Genomic DNA, 15,730 nt, shown 5'->3' on the forward strand with positions numbered 1-15,730 from the left:
TTGTGATCTGTTAGCCCCCTCTGTGTGCCTCCTCCGCGCAGGACGCAGCCGGTTACCTGGGAGTCGTGCCGCCCGCCCGGACCCCTGAGGCCGAGGTTGCGGACGGTGCTCGAAGGCCGCGCGGCGTGCTCCCTGCGCGCCCGCAGCCCAGCCCCCAACGTGACCTGAGGAGGCATCGTGTTCTTCCCGCACAGCGTGATCGAGCAGCTCACGGACGAACAGGTGAAGACCTGGAACCGCCACTACGCGCCGAGCGGCGCGCACGAGCGGGACCGGCGGTTCGAGGACGGCATCTGGCGCAGGACCCAGGACAAAGCGAACGCCGAGCAGTCCGGCTGGTCCCAGGACAGCCAGGGGCGACGCCGGATCGTGCACTACCGCAACCAGTACGACCTCGACTACACCTTCCCGGTTCCGCGCCTGGTCCTCGCCAACCTGTACCTCTACCACTCGGTCCTCGCCCCGGCCGCCGAAATCGACGCGTACCTGACGCGGGTCGACGCCTGGCTCGGCGAGGGCCGCTGGAAGCAGAAGGACGACGGCACCTGGTGCAAGGGCGACCTGCGGGTCACCATCACCCCGTACGACGAGCACCCGCAGGACGAGCGGGCCGACCGCGACACCCCGGCCGGCTTCCGCAGCGTCGACATCTGCTACATCACCGACGAGTTCGAGGTCCCCAGGACTGTCCGGCAGCTGCCCTGGAACGTGCTCGCCGGTGGTATGCGGATCAAGGAGCAGCGCGGCGAGCCGACGATCGCCGAGGACCTGGCCGAGCTGGTGGACCACATGCCGTTCATGGTCGAGCTCGGGTGCGGTTCGTCCATCGAGGCGGGGGTGCCGCCGCTGCACTTCCTGCACGAGGTGTACCGGGTCACGTCGCGGAAGGACAACACGCTCACCCAGTCGCACCAGTTCACCCTGCGGCCCGGGGACGACACGCTGATCGAGGAGATGCTGACCGGACCGACTGCGAAGGCCGGGCAGCTCACCGCCATGTTCAAGGCGGCGTTCGAGGCGGAACCGACCCGCGCGCACCAGGTTCTCAAGGAACTGCACGACGCCGGACACCTCGTCGGCCCCGTCATCCAGCACAACTTCGACCTGCTCGCCGCGCGCGGCGGGCTGGAGGAGTGCTTCGTGCGCCGCTACGACCAGAAGATCCCGCCCGTACCGTTCGACGAGCGAGCGAAGGCGATCCTCGTCATCGGCCTGCACGCCGACCGCCGAGCGGTCCAGGCCCGCGCCCGCGCCCTGGGCATGAAGGTGTTCTTCGTCGACCCCGAAGGGCTCATGGAGAGCGGCGAGTTCAAGCCCTACCCGATCGAAGGCGCACGCGAAGGCGACGTCATCGTCCGCGCCGGGGCGATCGAGGCGCTGACCCACCTCAAGGTGCTGATCGACGACCGCGACCGCCAGCCGGTAGCGCTCACGAGCTGACCCGACTGCCCTCCGGGGCCGCGCACGCTCGGTCATGCGCGGCCCCACCACCCCTGAGACACACCCTCGAGGAGGACCCCACGTGGATCAGTACGAGAACCGCCGCGCACGGCTGCTGACCTCGACCCGGCCCCTGCCCGGCTTCGAAGTCGTCGGAGCGGACGGGCCCTGGCTCCACCGCGCGGACGGCAGCCACATCTTCGACGGATCGAGCGGCCTGCTCTGCGCGAACGTCGGCCAGAACAGCCCCAAGGTCCGCGCCCGGATCGAGGAGCAGTTCACCCGCTACACCTTCGGCGGAGCCGCCGTCGTCCAGCCGCACATCCAGATGGAACTGATGGACCGCCTCTGCCGCGCCGTCGGCCGGCCCGACGACTCCGTCGCACTCACCACCTGCGGAACACTCGGCGTCGAGGTCACCGTCGGCCTGGCCCGCAACATCGCCCGCGTCCGCGACGGACAGCAGCGCCGCGACATCCTCACCTCCACCCTGAGCTACCACGGCAACAGCGCCCTCACCCTCGGACTCGCCGGCAACCACGCCCGCCGCCCCCACCCGGAAGACACCCTCGGCCTCGGCCCGGCATTCCCCGCGCCCTACCCCCCGACACACGCCCACGAGGACGGCCGGTGCGACGCCTCGTGCGCCGAGGAGATCGCGAAGGAGATCGACCGCCGCGGCGCGCACACCGTGGCCGCCGTCCTGATCGAGCCCGTCAACGGCACCACGGGCGGCGCGTACGTGCCGCCGGAAGGCTTCCTGCGGCGCGTGTCTCAGATCTGCCGAGAACGGGGTGTCCTGGTCATCCACGACGAGGTGCTCACCGGGCTGTGGCGCACCGGGACGCCGCTCGCCAGCCACCACTGGGAGGGCTGCGAGCCTGACATGGTGATCCTGTCCAAGGGCCTCGGAGCCGGGTACACGGGCGTCGGCGCGATTCTGGTGTCACCCGAGATCGCCCCACTGATCCGGCACGAGGACGCCGCCCCCCTGCCCGCGATGGGCACGATGGCCACGCACCCGCTCATGGCCGCCGCGTGCCTCGGCGTGCTCGACGAACTGGAGGCCATCGACATGGCCGCCTTCACCGCCCGCGCACAACGCCTCGGCACCGCCCTTCACACCCTGAACGGCGTGGGCCCGGTGCGGGACGTACGGGGCCTCGGCTTCCTGTACGGCGTCGAGGTCACCGCAGGCTCCCTCTGGCCCCTGATGAAGGCCGTCGAGGACCGAGGTGTCTTCCTCTACCCCTTCACTGGAGCCGGCCACCCGACGAGCGAGGGCCTGGTCGTCGCCCCGCCGCTCACCTCGACCGACGCAGACATCGACTTCCTGGTCACGGCGCTGTCCGAGGCCGTGACCACCCTGAACCGAACCACCTAGATACCAGGCGACCCGCACTCGCACGACCCAGTCGAACAGCCCAACGAACCTGTGAGCGACTCGATTTGGGGTCCGCTCGCCAACCGATAGCGTCGGGGGCACACCGCTTCCGGTGTGCCCCCGACCAGACAAGGACGACCTGCAATGCGTGTTTCCGTGATCGGCTGTGGTCACCTCGGCATCCCGCACGCGGCGGCGATGGCCGAGCTCGGCCACGAGGTCATCGGCGTGGACGTCGACCAAGCCAAGGTCGACCGGCTCAACGCCGGCGAATGCCCCATCTACGAGGCCGGTCTCCCCGAACTGCTCGCCGCCCACACTCAGAGCGGACGCCTGCGGTTCACCACCGACATCCACGAGGCCGCCTCCTTCGCCGACCTGCACTTCATCGGCGTCGGAACCCCCATCGACGCCGACGGCCGCTCCTACGACACCGCACAGGTCTTCGGCGCGATCCGCCAGCTCGCTCCCCACCTCGACCGTCCCTGCACGATCGTCGGAAAGTCCACCGTCACGGTCGGCACCACCCGCCAGGTCACCGCACTCGCCCAGCGCCTGGCCCCCGCCGGCGAGCGGGTCGACGTCGTATGGAACCCGGAGTTCCTCCGCGAAGGCCACGCAGTCCAGGACACCCTCCGCCCGGACCGCCTCATCGCCGGCCTCACCACCACCGAGGCCGAGAAAGCGATCCGCACCGTCTACGCCCCCATCCTGGACGCCGGTGTTCCCCTGTTCGTCGTCGACCCGCAGACCGCCGAACTCGCCAAGGGCGCCGCTAACACCTTCCTCGGCCTGAAGATCAGCTACATCAACGCCGTCGCCGACATGTGCCAGGCAGGCGGCGGCGACATCAACCAGATCGTCGACATCCTCGGCATCGACCCCCGCATCGGCAGCGGCGGCATGAGGCCCGGCATCGGCTACGGCGGCGGCTGCCTCCCCAAGGACGTCCGCGCCTTCACCGCCTCCGCCCGCCAGCTCGGTGCCGACAAGGCCGTTGCTCTCCTGCGCGCCGCCGAGGAAATCAACGAGAGCCGCACCAGCGTAGCCATGGACCTCATCCACCGCGCCCTGGCCGACCGCCCCGTCGCTGGTGCCCGCGTGACGGTGTGGGGGGCTGCGTTCAAGCCCGGCACGAACGACGTTCGCGAGTCCCCGGCTCTCGCCCTCGCCCACGCACTCCAGCATGCCGGCGGTACCGTCACCGTCCACGACCCGCAGGCCGTGGCCACAGCCATGATGCGCAACCCCGAGTTCGACTACTCCGACGACCTGGCCGCCTCCCTCGACGGCGCCGACCTCGTCGTCCTGGCCACCGAGTGGCCCGAGTACCACCAGGTCGACCCTCAGGCACTAGTGGACCACCCGGCCGACCCCGTGCTCGTCGACTGCCGCACCACCCTCGACCCCGAACCCTGGCGCGCGGCGGGCTGGAAGGTCCTGCAGATCGGCCGGCCCGAGAAGTAGCCCGAACCCCGAGCGGGTGAGCCCCTGCGGGCCGGCACCAACACCCTCGAAGGCATCGGAGGTCTCACGCAGTGAACAGTGACACCGTCATTCTCCGCCCAGCGAGCAGCGGCGACGCGCTCCCCGCGGCCAACGTGTGGCTGCGGTCCTTCGCGGCCGCACTGCCGACCGTGCGCTGCGCACACCAACCCGCCGAAGTTCGCGACTGGTTCACACGCGTCCTCGTGCCGCAGTACGAGACCTGGGTGGCCGCCACCGACAACACCGTGGTCGGGGTCCTGGTTCTCAACGGTGCGGAGATGAAACAGCTCTACCTCGACCCGGCATGGCGCGGACGGGGCCTCGGCGACCGGTTCATGTCCCTGGCCAAGGGGCGGCAGCCCGACGGGCTGTCGCTGTGGACGTTCCAGGTCAACGAATCCGCACGACGGTTCTACGAACGGCACGACTTCGTCGAAGCCGAGCGGACGGACGGAACGCGCAACGACGAACGCGAGCCGGACGTCCGCTACGTCTGGCAACCCCACCCCGCACGCTGACGACGATGGCGGTCACTCCAACCATGGGGTGACCGTCATCGTCGCGCCGCCGGACTACGGTGTCGCAATGACAGTTCTGATCGTCGGCGGCAGCGGCTTCCTCGGGACCGAGCTGGTCCAACAGGCGACAGCCGCCGGGCACATGACAGTAGCGACGTACGCGACCAAGCCCGGCCCCGCCTCCGCAACCACGTGGTGCCCCCTCGATCTGAGGGACGCCGGAAGCGTGGAGGCCGTCATCGCCGAGGAACGGCCGCAGCTTGTTCTGAACGCATCGAGCGGCCTGGCCGACTGGGCGACTACGGCGGAGGGCCCTGTCCGGCTCGCGCTGGTGGCTGCACGGTACGGATGCCGCATGGTCCACGTATCCAGCGACGCCGTCTTCTCCGGCACGCGAGTCCACTACGACGAAACCAGCCTTCCCGACCCCCTCACCCCATACGGCGCGGCCAAGGCAGCGGCCGAGACCGGGATCCTCGCCGTGCACCCGAAGGCAGCTGTCGCCCGTACCTCGCTCATCATCGGCCACGGGCGCTCGGTCCACGAGAGAGCCGTTCACGAACTCGTTGCCGGCACTCGCGAAGGCACGCTGTTCACCGACGACATCCGCTGCCCGGTCCACATCGCCGACCTGGCCGCCGCCCTCCTGGAACTCGCGGAGGCCGACGCGGCCGGCGTCCACCACCTCGCAGGCCCCGACGCTGTGAGCCGCCATGAGCTCGGCACCCTCATCGCCCAGCGCGACGGACTCGATCCCTCCCGGCTGCCCCAGGGCCTGCGTGCCGACAGCACACTACCCGGCGCCCTCGACGTCCGCCTCAACAGCCGGGCGACACAGCGGATCCTGCGGACCACACTGCGCGGCGCACGGCAGTTCTGCACCGTGCCCGCCTGACGATGCCATGCCCGGGACATCAGAGGCTCCCGATCGTCTTGCCCCTCTCGCCCACAGTACGGCGCACCAGGTCAGGGCCGCCGACGACGAACCTGACGCCGGTACATGGCCCTTCCGCAGTTCAGGACCCCGCCACCGTTTGGGCCTCGGACATGCCCTCGGCGGCCGCACTCTGCGATCCGGGGCCGAGGCTGTGGCCGCGGGTGCTGAGCATCGCCTCCAACCGCCATGCGGACTAGCTTGGGAGCCGCCTGCGGGGTGGCCAATGTTCTGCTCGACGTGCGACAGCAGTCGGGCGCGGAAGCCGGTTCGGGAAGCGGATCCGGGTGGGGGGTCGAACGATCGGAACCGAGCCCGGGCAGACTTCACCAAGGTTCGGCGCGACAGGACCGTGGTCCTGTATCGGCGAACCTGGATCGATTGCCACCGTAGTTGGACTGGTGGGCCAAGCTGTTGTGCGGCGCATCGCAGGACTCGAGTGAGTATTCACCAGGGGGCACGCGGACACAATCTCGGCAGACGGCCCCTGCGCCATGCCGGAGCACTTCGGGAGGGGTGAGGGTGAGACGACAGGAGCTCGCGGATGCGTTGGACGCCGAGCTGATGAAGCGGTTGTTGCCGACGACTGCCGTGCGCGCCGCACGCGGATGGCTGGCTGGAGCTGGAGCTCACTACGCAACCGGTGTCGGCGCTCACGCCGTTGAGTACGTACCCGCACTCTGGTCTGGCATCGCGCCGTGGCCCGCCCGGCTCCCTGACCGGTCGTATGCAGAAGGCGCAGCGATCAGCCGCGCCCAGGTAGTGGCGGCTACGCGGGACGCGGTGAAAGGGGGTGTGTGGTCCGAGGCCCTCGTCGCCTCGTATGTGTGGGGGCAAGGCAGAACTGGCTACGGACCCCACCGCCTCAAGGAGATCTTGGCCGAACCGGACGTCTCCGATGTGCTGGTCAAGGCAGGCGGGACTCTCCGGGAGAAGGGCGCAGTCGAGGCGTATCGCGTGTTGTACGGGACCGTGAGAGGGCTGGGGCCGGCATTCTTCACCAAGCTGCTCTACTTTCTCGACCTGGCAATGGACACTCCCGCTGCCCCTCCTGCGCTGATCCTTGACCAGAGGGTTGCACGCGTCGTGCGCACCCACGCCACGCAGGTCGGACTGGAGGCGGGACTGACGTCGACGTCGGATGTGGCGGCCTGGACCTGGTCGGACGGTGGCTGGACGCCACATCGATACAGGGTCTATCTGCACTGGCTCACCGCCGCCTCCGAGCAGCTCGCCGCTTCCGGGATCGGGTGGCCCGAGTCAAGCCCGGACCTGCTGGAACTGGCCTTGTTCGACGGCGCCTGGGATCCAGGGTGTAACTCCTGACGGAGACGCCGACCTCCGCTCCGTGCCTCACGCCCACTCTGCCGTCAGCGATCAGCCGGTCCGACATCAATTGCGGGAAGCGTCGGCCTTCAACTTCGATGGCAAACGCTTCAAGTTCACCGTCACAGGACAGCCGTGCCGTTCTCACCCGGCACGCAGGCGGAAGAGTCCGGGCGGAGCTGGTAGGGAGCGTTATTCGGGATGGGCGGTACTCCCGCGAGTCTGCAGTCACTGCGTCGGCTCTGTCCTTGTTGTGGGACGGGCCTCGTTGATCGGTTCCGTCGGAGGTGTCAGTGCCGCCCGGCATAGTGCCGGTCGTGATCAACGACTTGGACAGCATCGACTGGGCATCTTTGGAGCACGCCTACGGTCCGGCCGACGACGTGCCGGGATGGCTGCGCGGCATGGTCTCGCCCGACCCTGACGTACGGAAGGAGGCATTCAGCGACTTCTACGGCAAGGCGCTCCACCAGGGGAGCGTGTATCCGAGCACGGTGGCCAGTCTGCCGTTCTTGTTCGCGATGGCGGACGACGCTGAGACTCCTGACCGCGGGGAGGTCGTCGCGCTGTTGCTCAGTATCGGGCGGGAGGTGATCGGCGCCGAGGAGATCTGCGCCGTCGTCTGCGGTACCGACGGGGAGGATTCCACGGTCTACCCGGACACTGCGAAGCTGCTGCGCGAGCACGCCGATGCCTTCGTCGCCTACGCCTGCGACCCCGATCCGCGGGTGCGCATGGCGGCGATCGGGGGCCTGGGGCTCTTCCTGGACGACGCCGAGCGGGCGGTGGCGCTCCTGCGGGACCGCCTCCTGGAGGAGAGGGGGGTCGCTGAGCGTGGGCTGGTGGTGCGGACGATGGCGGATCTGGTGCTTCGACTGCCCGCAGCCGGCGCGTCGGCGCGGAGATGGTTCGATGCGTTGGCCGACAGCGGCGCCACGGATCCGGACACCCGGCTGGCGGCGCTTGTTCACCGGGCCCGCTGCGCTCCGGAGTCCGTCGACGACCGGACGGTGCCGACCGTGATCCGGCTGCTCCGCCAGGTCACACCTTCGCGCCAGCCGGAACAGGATCAGATGCGCGGGGACCGGGATTCCTCACGTCCGTGTATATGCGAGGCCGAGCCCGAGCCCGACCCGGATGTCCCCGGGCACATCGCCGCCGCGTTCGCCGCCCTGGAACGCCACGGACGCGTCCACGCCCCCACCACCCCTCTTCTCACGGCATTCCACGAGGCCCTGGGCGCCCGCTTGGACGACCGGACGGCTCTGCTCGCCGAGCAGTTGTGCAGCACGGATCCAGGCACCCGGTACGACGCCATCGACATGGCCCGCCGTCTGATCACGTCCTGGCGGGGTGATCACACCGGTTTGGTGCGGCTGATCGGCGACTGTCTGCTGCCGGGCGACTCCTACACCGCCGCGGCCGCGGCAGAGTGCCTCGGCTCCCTGGCCTCTCTCGCCGAACCGGCCCGCGAAGCCCTGGCCGCCTACGTCACCACCCACCTCACCCAGCACCGGCCCGATGCATGGGCGAGCCCGCACCGCGGTCTGCGCCGCGCTCACCAGCAGGCCGTTGTGACGCTGGCCGGCCTCGGAGACGAACGTGCGCTGCCCAGCCTGCTGACCGCTCTGGACTCCGGCACCGACGCCTGGCTCGCGGTGAACGCAGCAGGCCACCTGCCCCAGGCATCCGCCGAACTAGCGCCCCGCCTCATCTGCCGACTCGCCGGTGCCGACCTCTCCCAGGAGCAGCCCGATTTCAGCTTCACGGCCCTCATCTCCGCCCTTGCCAGGCTTGGTGATCCGACGGCCGTACCCGCACTCACCAACACCGTCCGGGCCGCCGTCCGGCACAAGCAGTGGAGCACCGCGCAGCCCGCCCTCAAGGCGCTTGCCTCGTTCGGCCCCCGCGCCGCTTCCGCCCTGGACGTGCTCCGTCCCCTCACCGAGGCGGACAGCGTCACCCTCCGCACAGCCGCGGCGAGCGCCGTCTGGGAACTCGAACGCCGCCCCGAACGTGTGGTGCCGCTGCTGGACGGCCTCCTGGAGCACCGCCGGAACTTCGACGCGACCGGCCTCGCCGGCCGGATCGGCCCTCCCGCCTCTCCCGTCCTGCCGCGCCTGCGGCAGATACTGAACGAGCAGATCGAGCAGAACGCGCGCAACGAACAGAACGGGTCGGCCGTGCTGAACGACTCGTGGACCCTCGTCCACGTCGCGTCAGCCCTCTGGGACATAGGAGGCGCCCGCGAGGCCGACATCGCGGTGCCGGCACTGCTGAACGCCTGGAAGGACAACGACTCCACCGCACGCGATGTCGTCGCCTGCCTCAACCGCATGGGCCCGGCCGCACGCCCCGCCCTGCCCCAGATCCAGGCCGCCCTCGCACTCCCCCACCGCGGCAACGACCGCTGGAGTGGCGCAGTCGCTTTCGACCTAGAGGTCGAACACACCTGCCGGACCATCCAGACACGCCTGCTCGATCTCCCGGACCCCGCGCCGACCGACGACGAGTAGCACTGACCGTGAAGGTGCAGGGCTCACCAAGTCGAGCCCTGCCCACCGGCCGGTCCTACGCGGCCGGGGTGTAGTGGACGACCGTGGTCTCGCACGCCTCCGCGTACACCCTCAACGCGTCGGCCTCGACCTGGTCCGCGGACAGGCCCCAGCGAAGCTTGGTCGCCGTCCACTCCCCCACGTAACGGCAGTGCGCGTCGGGCAGCGGCGGCATCCACTCCGCGGGGTCCCGGTCGGCCTTCGCGCGGTTGGACCGGGCGGTGACCGCGACCAGCGAGGCGGGGCCGTCCTGGTCGTTCGCGTACGCCTCACGACGAGCGGCCGTCCATTCCGCCGCTCCAGAGTCCCAGGCCTCGGCGAGCAGGACCAGGTGGTCGATGTCGAGCTTGGCAGGGTCGATGGCCTCCTGGCCGTCGTAGTACGAGCGCCACTTGCCGCCGGTGAGCTTGCAGCCGGCCGCCACCGCCGGAGACTCGACGGCCTCCGCCAGGAGGACCTCCGCGCGGGTGTTGCTCATGTGCCCCATACGGCGCCGTACAACCAAAGCCCCCACTCGATCGTCTGATCACGGAAGGCGTCATTCCGCGCCCCGGTTTCACTGGCCGAAGGAACAGACTTGTCCCACCCTCACCGCCCCCGTCAGCAGCTCGCCGCCGCGGTCACCGCCGTGATGGCCGTCACCGCCGGCACGCTGGCATCCGCCCCAGCCACCGCTGCACCGGTCACCGCTGTCCCCGCCGCCGTGCGGGCCGACACCGTCGTGGGCACGGAGGCAGGGCAGCAGGACGTCCTCGCGTATCCGCGCAACTCCGAGATCATCGCCTCCGGCACGACGGGCTTCCTGACGAGCGAGCGCAAAACCCAGGGCTCCGCCACCGTCTACACGTACCGCTGGACCCGCTTCGCGGACGGATCCACGACCGTACTGCCGGGGGCCAACTACCTGGGAAGCGGTGCGTCCGACGTGATCGTGTCGGTGCAGAAGGACTCGTTCAAGCTGTACGACATGGCCACCGGAGCCGATCCCGTGGAGATCGACACCACAGGGCGGGGCCTCACCCTGGAGAAGGTCACAGGCTCCACCCTCGTCATGAAGGCCGCCAACGCGACTGGCGGCACCGACCTCCACCTCGTCAGCAAGCCCCAGGGCACGGTGCTGGACCACAAGGTGTCAGGTCTGCCTGGGAACGCTCGGATCACCCGCGTCGACAACGGCACACCCGGCACACTCGTCGTCCTTTATTCCGGCAACGTCGACGGGACGTACAAGGACCGAATAGCGCTGGTCGACGTCGCCACGGGCGAGGTCGTCGAAGACCGCGACACCCTCGCTGTCGAACAACTCTCGGACGCCTTCGTGTCGCCGACGCACACAGCCTGGATCGAGAAGCCCTCGTGGGGCACCGCGACCCTGGCGGTCGCCCCCCGGGGCGTCGGCCAGACCCAGCGTTTCCCGCTGGGGCCTGCGGCGTACCCCACCGTCGGCCTGATCGGCGACTGGGTGGTGTACGCGGTACGGAACGGCGCCACGGCCACCACCCCGGACCCCCTGCACCCGCTGACAGCACGTTCCTTGAAGACCGGCGACACCGTCAAGCTCCTGGAACACATGACGTCGGCCGCGCTCGCGCCCGACGGCAGCATGCTGGTGCGGGGCGGCACCCTGGAGCAGGGCGAGGGCCTCTACCGGGTCTCCCTCGACTCGGACGGCAAGCCGGTCACCACCCTCGTCGCGACCACGGGCGAGCCGACAGAGACCGAGCTGCTGGGCCAGGACGTGCCCGGCCTGGTCGACTTCGACCAGAGCGGTTCCGCCCCTCTGACGTTCACCTTCAACAAGGGCAGCGTCAGGGTCGACGTCGAGCTGACCCACACCGCGTCGGGCAGGAAGTCCGGGGTCAGCGGCCTCACTCCGCCCGGTGCCGGCGGACCTGCGACCTTCCGGTGGACCGGCCGGTTCACCGACTCACCCGCCTACAACGGCGACTACACCTGGCGGATGAAGGCGACACCCGCGAACGGCATCGGGCCCACGATGGAGACATCCGGAGCGCTCACCGTCACACGCAAGGCCGTCGCCCACGACTACTCCAACAACGGCAACCCCGATCTCCTCGTCCGGGACGGCGCGGGCAACCTCACCGGCTACGACAGCGGTCAGGTCGTCTTCGGGTCCATGATCCGCCCGTTGGAGGCTTCGAAGATCGGCGGCGGCTGGAACATCTACAACCAGATCATCCCCACCGGCAATCTGAGCGGCTCGTCCCACGCCGACCTGGTGGCCCGGGACAAGAGCGGCGGGCTCTGGCTCTACGAGGGCACCGGCGCCGCCCCCGGCGCCCCCCTCTCCCCGCGGAAGTACATCGGCGGGGGCTGGCAGATCTACGACAAGGTCGTCGGCGGGAGCGAGCTGACGGGCGACGGAAAGCCCGATCTGCTGGCCACGGACACGGCCGGAACCCTCTGGCTCTACGCCGGCACCGGGAACACGAAGGCGCCGTTCTCACCCCGCAAGAAGATCGGGAGCGGCTGGGGCATCTACAACCAGATCACCGCCACCGGCAATCTCGGCGGCGCCCCGGGCGGCGACCTTCTCGCCCGCGACAAGACCGGCGTCCTCTGGCTCTACCTCGGCAAGAGCGACGGCACGTTCGCCAGCCGCGTCAGGGTGGGTGGCGGTTGGAACGCGTACACCCACCTCGTCGGAATCGGCGACATCGACAGGGACGGCCGCCCGGACCTCCTGGCGCACACCCCCAAGGGCATGAACGACAGCCTCTTCTTCTACAAGGGGACAGGCGACTGGCGCGCCCCCTTCACGTCCCGCTCCTCGGTCTACAACCCGGGCCTCGGAACGGCCCCAGTGTCCCTGTACTGACCTAACACAGGAACGCAGTGCGGAAGGCGACCTCCAGATCCATCCCGATCCGGAGGTCTCCCTCCGCCACCCCACCACTCGGTCAACATCCAAAGCCCCTCTGCGAGGTCGACCACCGCCGCCACGTGCGGGAGGCGTTCGCCGAGCGGCGGGAGGTCGTTCCGTTTACGACCGACCAGGCGTAGAGCGTGGCACGGCCGCTCGCGGGCCCCAGGCCACGTCCGCGCTCCAGCAGTGCACACGGAAGTCGCGCGCCTAGGTCCTATTGTGAAATCCAACACGCCCTCGTCGCTACCCTGGATACGACTGCGACGCAGGGGGCAATGGTGGGACGAATGGCACGACGGGCCGCGGGGACACAGTCCTTCACGGACCTGCTGCTGCAACCGAGTCGCCTCATCGAGCAGTTCACAGGGGCCGCTCGGCATCGCACCGAGGCGGACGTCACCGCGTTGAACGCGGGAGAGGCCCGCGAGGTCTCCGCGTTCGTCCGTGACGCCCACCGTTTCCGGCAGGGGTCGCTGATTCTGGATCCTGCCGCAGCGTCGCCAGTGGTGTGGCGGCCGTTTCGAGTCCTCCGCAGTTCCGGTGAGGACGTCGCCTTGGTCGCTCCGTTCCACGTTCATGGAGCGGGCCCGGTCGCCGGCCCCGGAAGCGGGGCGGTCGACAAGGGAGTGTTCCGTCTGCTGTCCCTGCAAGCCGCTGATCGCTACTGGGAACTCGCCGTTGCCGCTACGGACGTTGACCTGGTCCGTGCTGCGCTGCGCGGGGACGGCAGCGGAAGGTAGCCAGGGAGTCGCTGCTTACGGACATAAGACCGACGAAGTACGTCACGGCCACTCGTTGAGGACCGCAACCAGGACGGTCGCTTCGTAGCGAACGACAAGTTTGATCAAACGCACGGTGCCGAAGTCCTCACCACGGCCATCCTCGACCGGCTCCTGCACCACTGCGACGTCGTCTCCATCAACGGCCCCAGCTACAGACTCAAGAACCGTCTCGCAGCCATCGAACGCGAGACCGCAGCCTAGGCCCCTACCTTCGGATCTGGCCCTTACCTGCATACCCCTGCCCCTCTGCTGCCGCCCGCCGGGCGGCAGGATGGGCGGATGGCAATGAGCGAGACGGAACTGCTGGCCCTCCTGCGCGAACTCGACGACCCCGAGCGGCTGGAACAACCGCAGCACTACGACCGCGCCGTGACCGGCCTCGCGTTCAGCGGTCTGATCCGCCGGCTCGAAGCGGACTTCGGAGCCCCGTGCGAGCCCGAGCGGGACACCCAGGACTCCAGTGAGTACGGGCGCATCCACGTGCCCGCGGACGCGACGATCTGCGGAACACGGATCGTGGTCTGCGTGAGCAAGTTCGGCTCCCTCGCCGAGGTATGCGCCGACAATCCGGGGGCCTTCCTCGGCACGGACGAAGCCCGTGAGGAGGGCGCGCTGGATCCCGCTGACCTAGCCACAGTGAAGCAGGCCCTGACTGAGCTCGGCTACGTGAGCGTCCCCGAAGAACTGCTGGAGAGCGACTACGAGGGCCCCAGCGCGCTGGAGCACTTCGCGGCGCGGCCCACGTGGTGGACGCGGTTCTTCGGCCTCTGGTGATCCGCCCACCGAGCCGAGCGAACAGCCTGTCACCTCGCTGAGCACGTTCATCCGTACTTCACTGAGCACATTCTCAAGTACGCCGACACAAGCCCGACGAAACCGTCTCGAAGGCGCCACCCGCGGATACGACACGGGCAAGAAGATCAACGGCCGTAAGCGGCACGTCGTCGTGGACACCCGCGGCCTTCCCCTCATGGTCATGGTCACCCCCGCCGACCTGCACGACGCCGCAGCCGCGAAGGAAGTCCTCTTCCGTATCCGTCTGATGCACACCCCGAGATCACGATCGTGTGGGCCGACTCCGCCTACGCGGGTCGTCGACTGGGCGAAACAGCACCTCAACCTCACGATCAAGCCTGTCAGCCGCCCCAAGGACGCCTCCGGCTTCGTCGTGCTGCCCCGCCGCTGGGTCGTCGAGAGGTCGCTCGCGTGGATGATGCACGCGCGCCGCCACGCGAGGGACTACGAACGGCTCATCCAGCACTCCGAGACCTTGATCACCTGGGCGGCCATCACCCTCATGACCAGGCGCCTCGCGCGGAAAGGGGCCACCCCCAGCTGGTCGAGGAAACCCGCGCCGGCCGACATCTGACGGCGCCGCTCCTTGGCCGCATCCGGCATCTCCGCCGTCCTGTGCTGGCACCACGTCTTGCTGACCTAGTCTGGGCGGGGGGATTCACAGACGCCACACCGCCTGGGAAATCCGCTCGGCGGCACGCAGCAGCACAAGGCACGGTGGCCCCATGAATGAACGAGGGCTGGACCGCGACGGAACGATCACACGCGAAGGCGCACTGGACCGAGTGCCGGCAGCGTTCGTCCCCGTCGTCGATGCCGCCCGCGCTCATATCACCGAGACGTTCGGCAGAACGCGCCTGCACAGCGCCTACCTCTACGGCAGCATCCCCCGTGGCACCGCCACTCCTGGAGTCTCCGACCTCGACCTCCAGCTCGCCCTGCACGACGAGCCCACCGAAGCCGACCGCGCCGAGGCCAAAGCGATCGAGGCCGTACTCGACCGTGCATTCCCGCAGATCGACGGCGTCGGGATCCTGCTGACCAGCACACGGGTTCTTCTCAGCGACGTCGAACGTCACGATGGCGGATTCTTCATCGCCTGCCTCTGCACCCCGTTGCTGGGCCCTGACCTCGCAGAAGAACTGCCCCGCTACCGCCCCACAGCCCTACTCGCGCGGGAGACCAACGGTGACCTGGCCCATGTGCTTCCACGCTGGCGTGCCAAGGCAGCCGAAGCCGCCACGGACGCAGATCGCCGGATCCTCAGCCGTCTCGTCGGCCGTCGCGTCGTCCGCACAGGATTCACTCTGATCATGCCCCAGTGGGGCGGCTGGACCAGCGACCTCAAGCAGTCCGCCGAGCTCTTCGGCCGCTACTACCCCGAGCGCGTCGAGCAGATGCGCCTCGCCGCGGCCGTTGGTCGTGCACCCTCGCCTGATCCGGCGGTGCTCGGAATGCTCATCAATGACCTCGGACCTTGGCTCGCAGCCGAATACACAGCCGTGCACGGCGAGAAGGCCCCGCGTCCCTGACGGGCAGGGCAGGATCAGGCCGTTCCCATTCACGCAGCCATCCAGCGGAGCGCGGCCCGGCGCCACGCTAGCCGAACTGTCACTGGCTA

General features: G+C 69.2%; 12 protein-coding genes and 3 pseudogenes. 13 read left to right on the top strand and 2 right to left on the bottom strand.

The annotated features are described in order from the left end of the window. Positions 1 to 177 precede the first annotated feature (177 nt). The 7 genes from ACWCO8_RS17935 to ACWCO8_RS17965 all read left to right on the top strand — a co-directional run bounded on the left by ACWCO8_RS17935 (position 178) and on the right by ACWCO8_RS17965 (position 9,606). A complete protein-coding gene (locus ACWCO8_RS17935) occupies positions 178 to 1,440 on the top strand; it encodes a hypothetical protein (RefSeq protein ID WP_451033005.1) in 1,263 nt (420 codons plus the stop codon). An 82-nt stretch (positions 1,441 to 1,522) separates the two neighbouring features. Continuing rightward, complete coding sequence (locus ACWCO8_RS17940) at positions 1,523 to 2,824, top strand: aminotransferase class III-fold pyridoxal phosphate-dependent enzyme (protein WP_451033006.1); 1,302 nt, start codon at positions 1,523 to 1,525, stop codon at positions 2,822 to 2,824. A 144-nt stretch (positions 2,825 to 2,968) separates the two neighbouring features. Then, positions 2,969 to 4,291 carry a UDP-glucose dehydrogenase family protein gene (locus ACWCO8_RS17945; RefSeq protein WP_451033007.1) on the top strand — a complete coding sequence of 441 codons (1,323 nt, stop codon included), beginning with the start codon at positions 2,969 to 2,971 and terminating at the stop codon, positions 4,289 to 4,291. A gap of 71 nt (positions 4,292 to 4,362) precedes the next feature. Next, complete coding sequence (locus ACWCO8_RS17950) at positions 4,363 to 4,830, top strand: N-acetyltransferase family protein (RefSeq protein ID WP_451033008.1); 468 nt, start codon at positions 4,363 to 4,365, stop codon at positions 4,828 to 4,830. 67 nt (positions 4,831 to 4,897) lie between these two features. After that, positions 4,898 to 5,725, top strand: coding sequence for an SDR family oxidoreductase (locus tag ACWCO8_RS17955; protein WP_451033009.1), 828 nt, complete (start codon positions 4,898 to 4,900; stop codon positions 5,723 to 5,725). A 561-nt stretch (positions 5,726 to 6,286) separates the two neighbouring features. Beyond that, positions 6,287 to 7,090: an 8-oxoguanine DNA glycosylase OGG fold protein gene (locus ACWCO8_RS17960; RefSeq protein ID WP_451033010.1), complete on the top strand. Its 804-nt coding sequence runs from the start codon at positions 6,287 to 6,289 to the stop codon at positions 7,088 to 7,090. Between the two features lie 317 nt (positions 7,091 to 7,407). Next, a complete protein-coding gene (locus tag ACWCO8_RS17965; RefSeq protein ID WP_451033011.1) occupies positions 7,408 to 9,606 on the top strand; it encodes a HEAT repeat domain-containing protein in 2,199 nt (732 codons plus the stop codon). A 55-nt stretch (positions 9,607 to 9,661) separates the two neighbouring features. Here the strand turns inward: ACWCO8_RS17965 and ACWCO8_RS17970 are convergent. Next, positions 9,662 to 10,117 (bottom strand): annotated as a pseudogene (locus tag ACWCO8_RS17970) (HNH endonuclease family protein); the annotation flags it as partial. A 105-nt stretch (positions 10,118 to 10,222) separates the two neighbouring features. Between ACWCO8_RS17970 and ACWCO8_RS17975 the strand changes: the two are divergent. Continuing rightward, positions 10,223 to 12,484 carry an FG-GAP repeat domain-containing protein gene (locus ACWCO8_RS17975; RefSeq protein ID WP_451033012.1) on the top strand — a complete coding sequence of 754 codons (2,262 nt, stop codon included), beginning with the start codon at positions 10,223 to 10,225 and terminating at the stop codon, positions 12,482 to 12,484. Position 12,485: 1 nt separating this feature from the next. On the opposite strand, the pseudogene ACWCO8_RS17980 reads toward ACWCO8_RS17975, so the two are convergent. Then, positions 12,486 to 12,736 (bottom strand): annotated as a pseudogene (locus ACWCO8_RS17980) (Zn-ribbon domain-containing OB-fold protein); the annotation flags it as partial. A gap of 83 nt (positions 12,737 to 12,819) precedes the next feature. On the opposite strand from ACWCO8_RS17980, the gene ACWCO8_RS17985 reads away from it, so the two are divergent. From ACWCO8_RS17985 to ACWCO8_RS18005, 5 genes and pseudogenes are all read left to right on the top strand, one after another. Further along, the gene (locus ACWCO8_RS17985) at positions 12,820 to 13,272 is read left to right on the top strand and encodes a hypothetical protein (protein WP_451033013.1); all 453 of its coding nucleotides are present in this window, start codon (positions 12,820 to 12,822) and stop codon (positions 13,270 to 13,272) included. Positions 13,273 to 13,383: 111 nt separating this feature from the next. Further along, positions 13,384 to 13,515: pseudogene (locus ACWCO8_RS17990) on the top strand (ATP-binding protein); the annotation flags it as partial. Between the two features lie 78 nt (positions 13,516 to 13,593). Next, positions 13,594 to 14,088 (top strand): hypothetical protein, encoded by a 495-nt coding sequence (locus tag ACWCO8_RS17995; RefSeq protein WP_451033014.1) that lies wholly within the window; start codon positions 13,594 to 13,596, stop codon positions 14,086 to 14,088. 61 nt (positions 14,089 to 14,149) lie between these two features. Next, entirely contained in the window at positions 14,150 to 14,683 is a 534-nt protein-coding gene (locus ACWCO8_RS18000; RefSeq protein WP_451033326.1) for a transposase, read from the top strand. 151 nt (positions 14,684 to 14,834) lie between these two features. Then, entirely contained in the window at positions 14,835 to 15,641 is an 807-nt protein-coding gene (locus tag ACWCO8_RS18005) for a nucleotidyltransferase domain-containing protein (RefSeq protein WP_451033015.1), read from the top strand. The last annotated feature ends 89 nt before the right edge of the window (positions 15,642 to 15,730 follow it).

Source organism: Streptomyces sp. NPDC001927, assembly GCF_053594455.1.

Bases quoted from the DNA above. Each gene is read 5' to 3' on its own strand.
- ACWCO8_RS17945 (WP_451033007.1), top strand. From the start codon at position 2,969: ATGCGTGTTTCCGTGATCGGCTGTGGTCACCTCGGCATCCCGCACGCG.
- ACWCO8_RS17955 (WP_451033009.1), top strand. From the start codon at position 4,898: ATGACAGTTCTGATCGTCGGCGGCAGCGGCTTCCTCGGGACCGAGCTG.
- ACWCO8_RS17985 (WP_451033013.1), top strand. From the start codon at position 12,820: ATGGCACGACGGGCCGCGGGGACACAGTCCTTCACGGACCTGCTGCTG.
- ACWCO8_RS17995 (WP_451033014.1), top strand. From the start codon at position 13,594: ATGGCAATGAGCGAGACGGAACTGCTGGCCCTCCTGCGCGAACTCGAC.
- ACWCO8_RS18005 (WP_451033015.1), top strand. From the start codon at position 14,835: ATGAATGAACGAGGGCTGGACCGCGACGGAACGATCACACGCGAAGGC.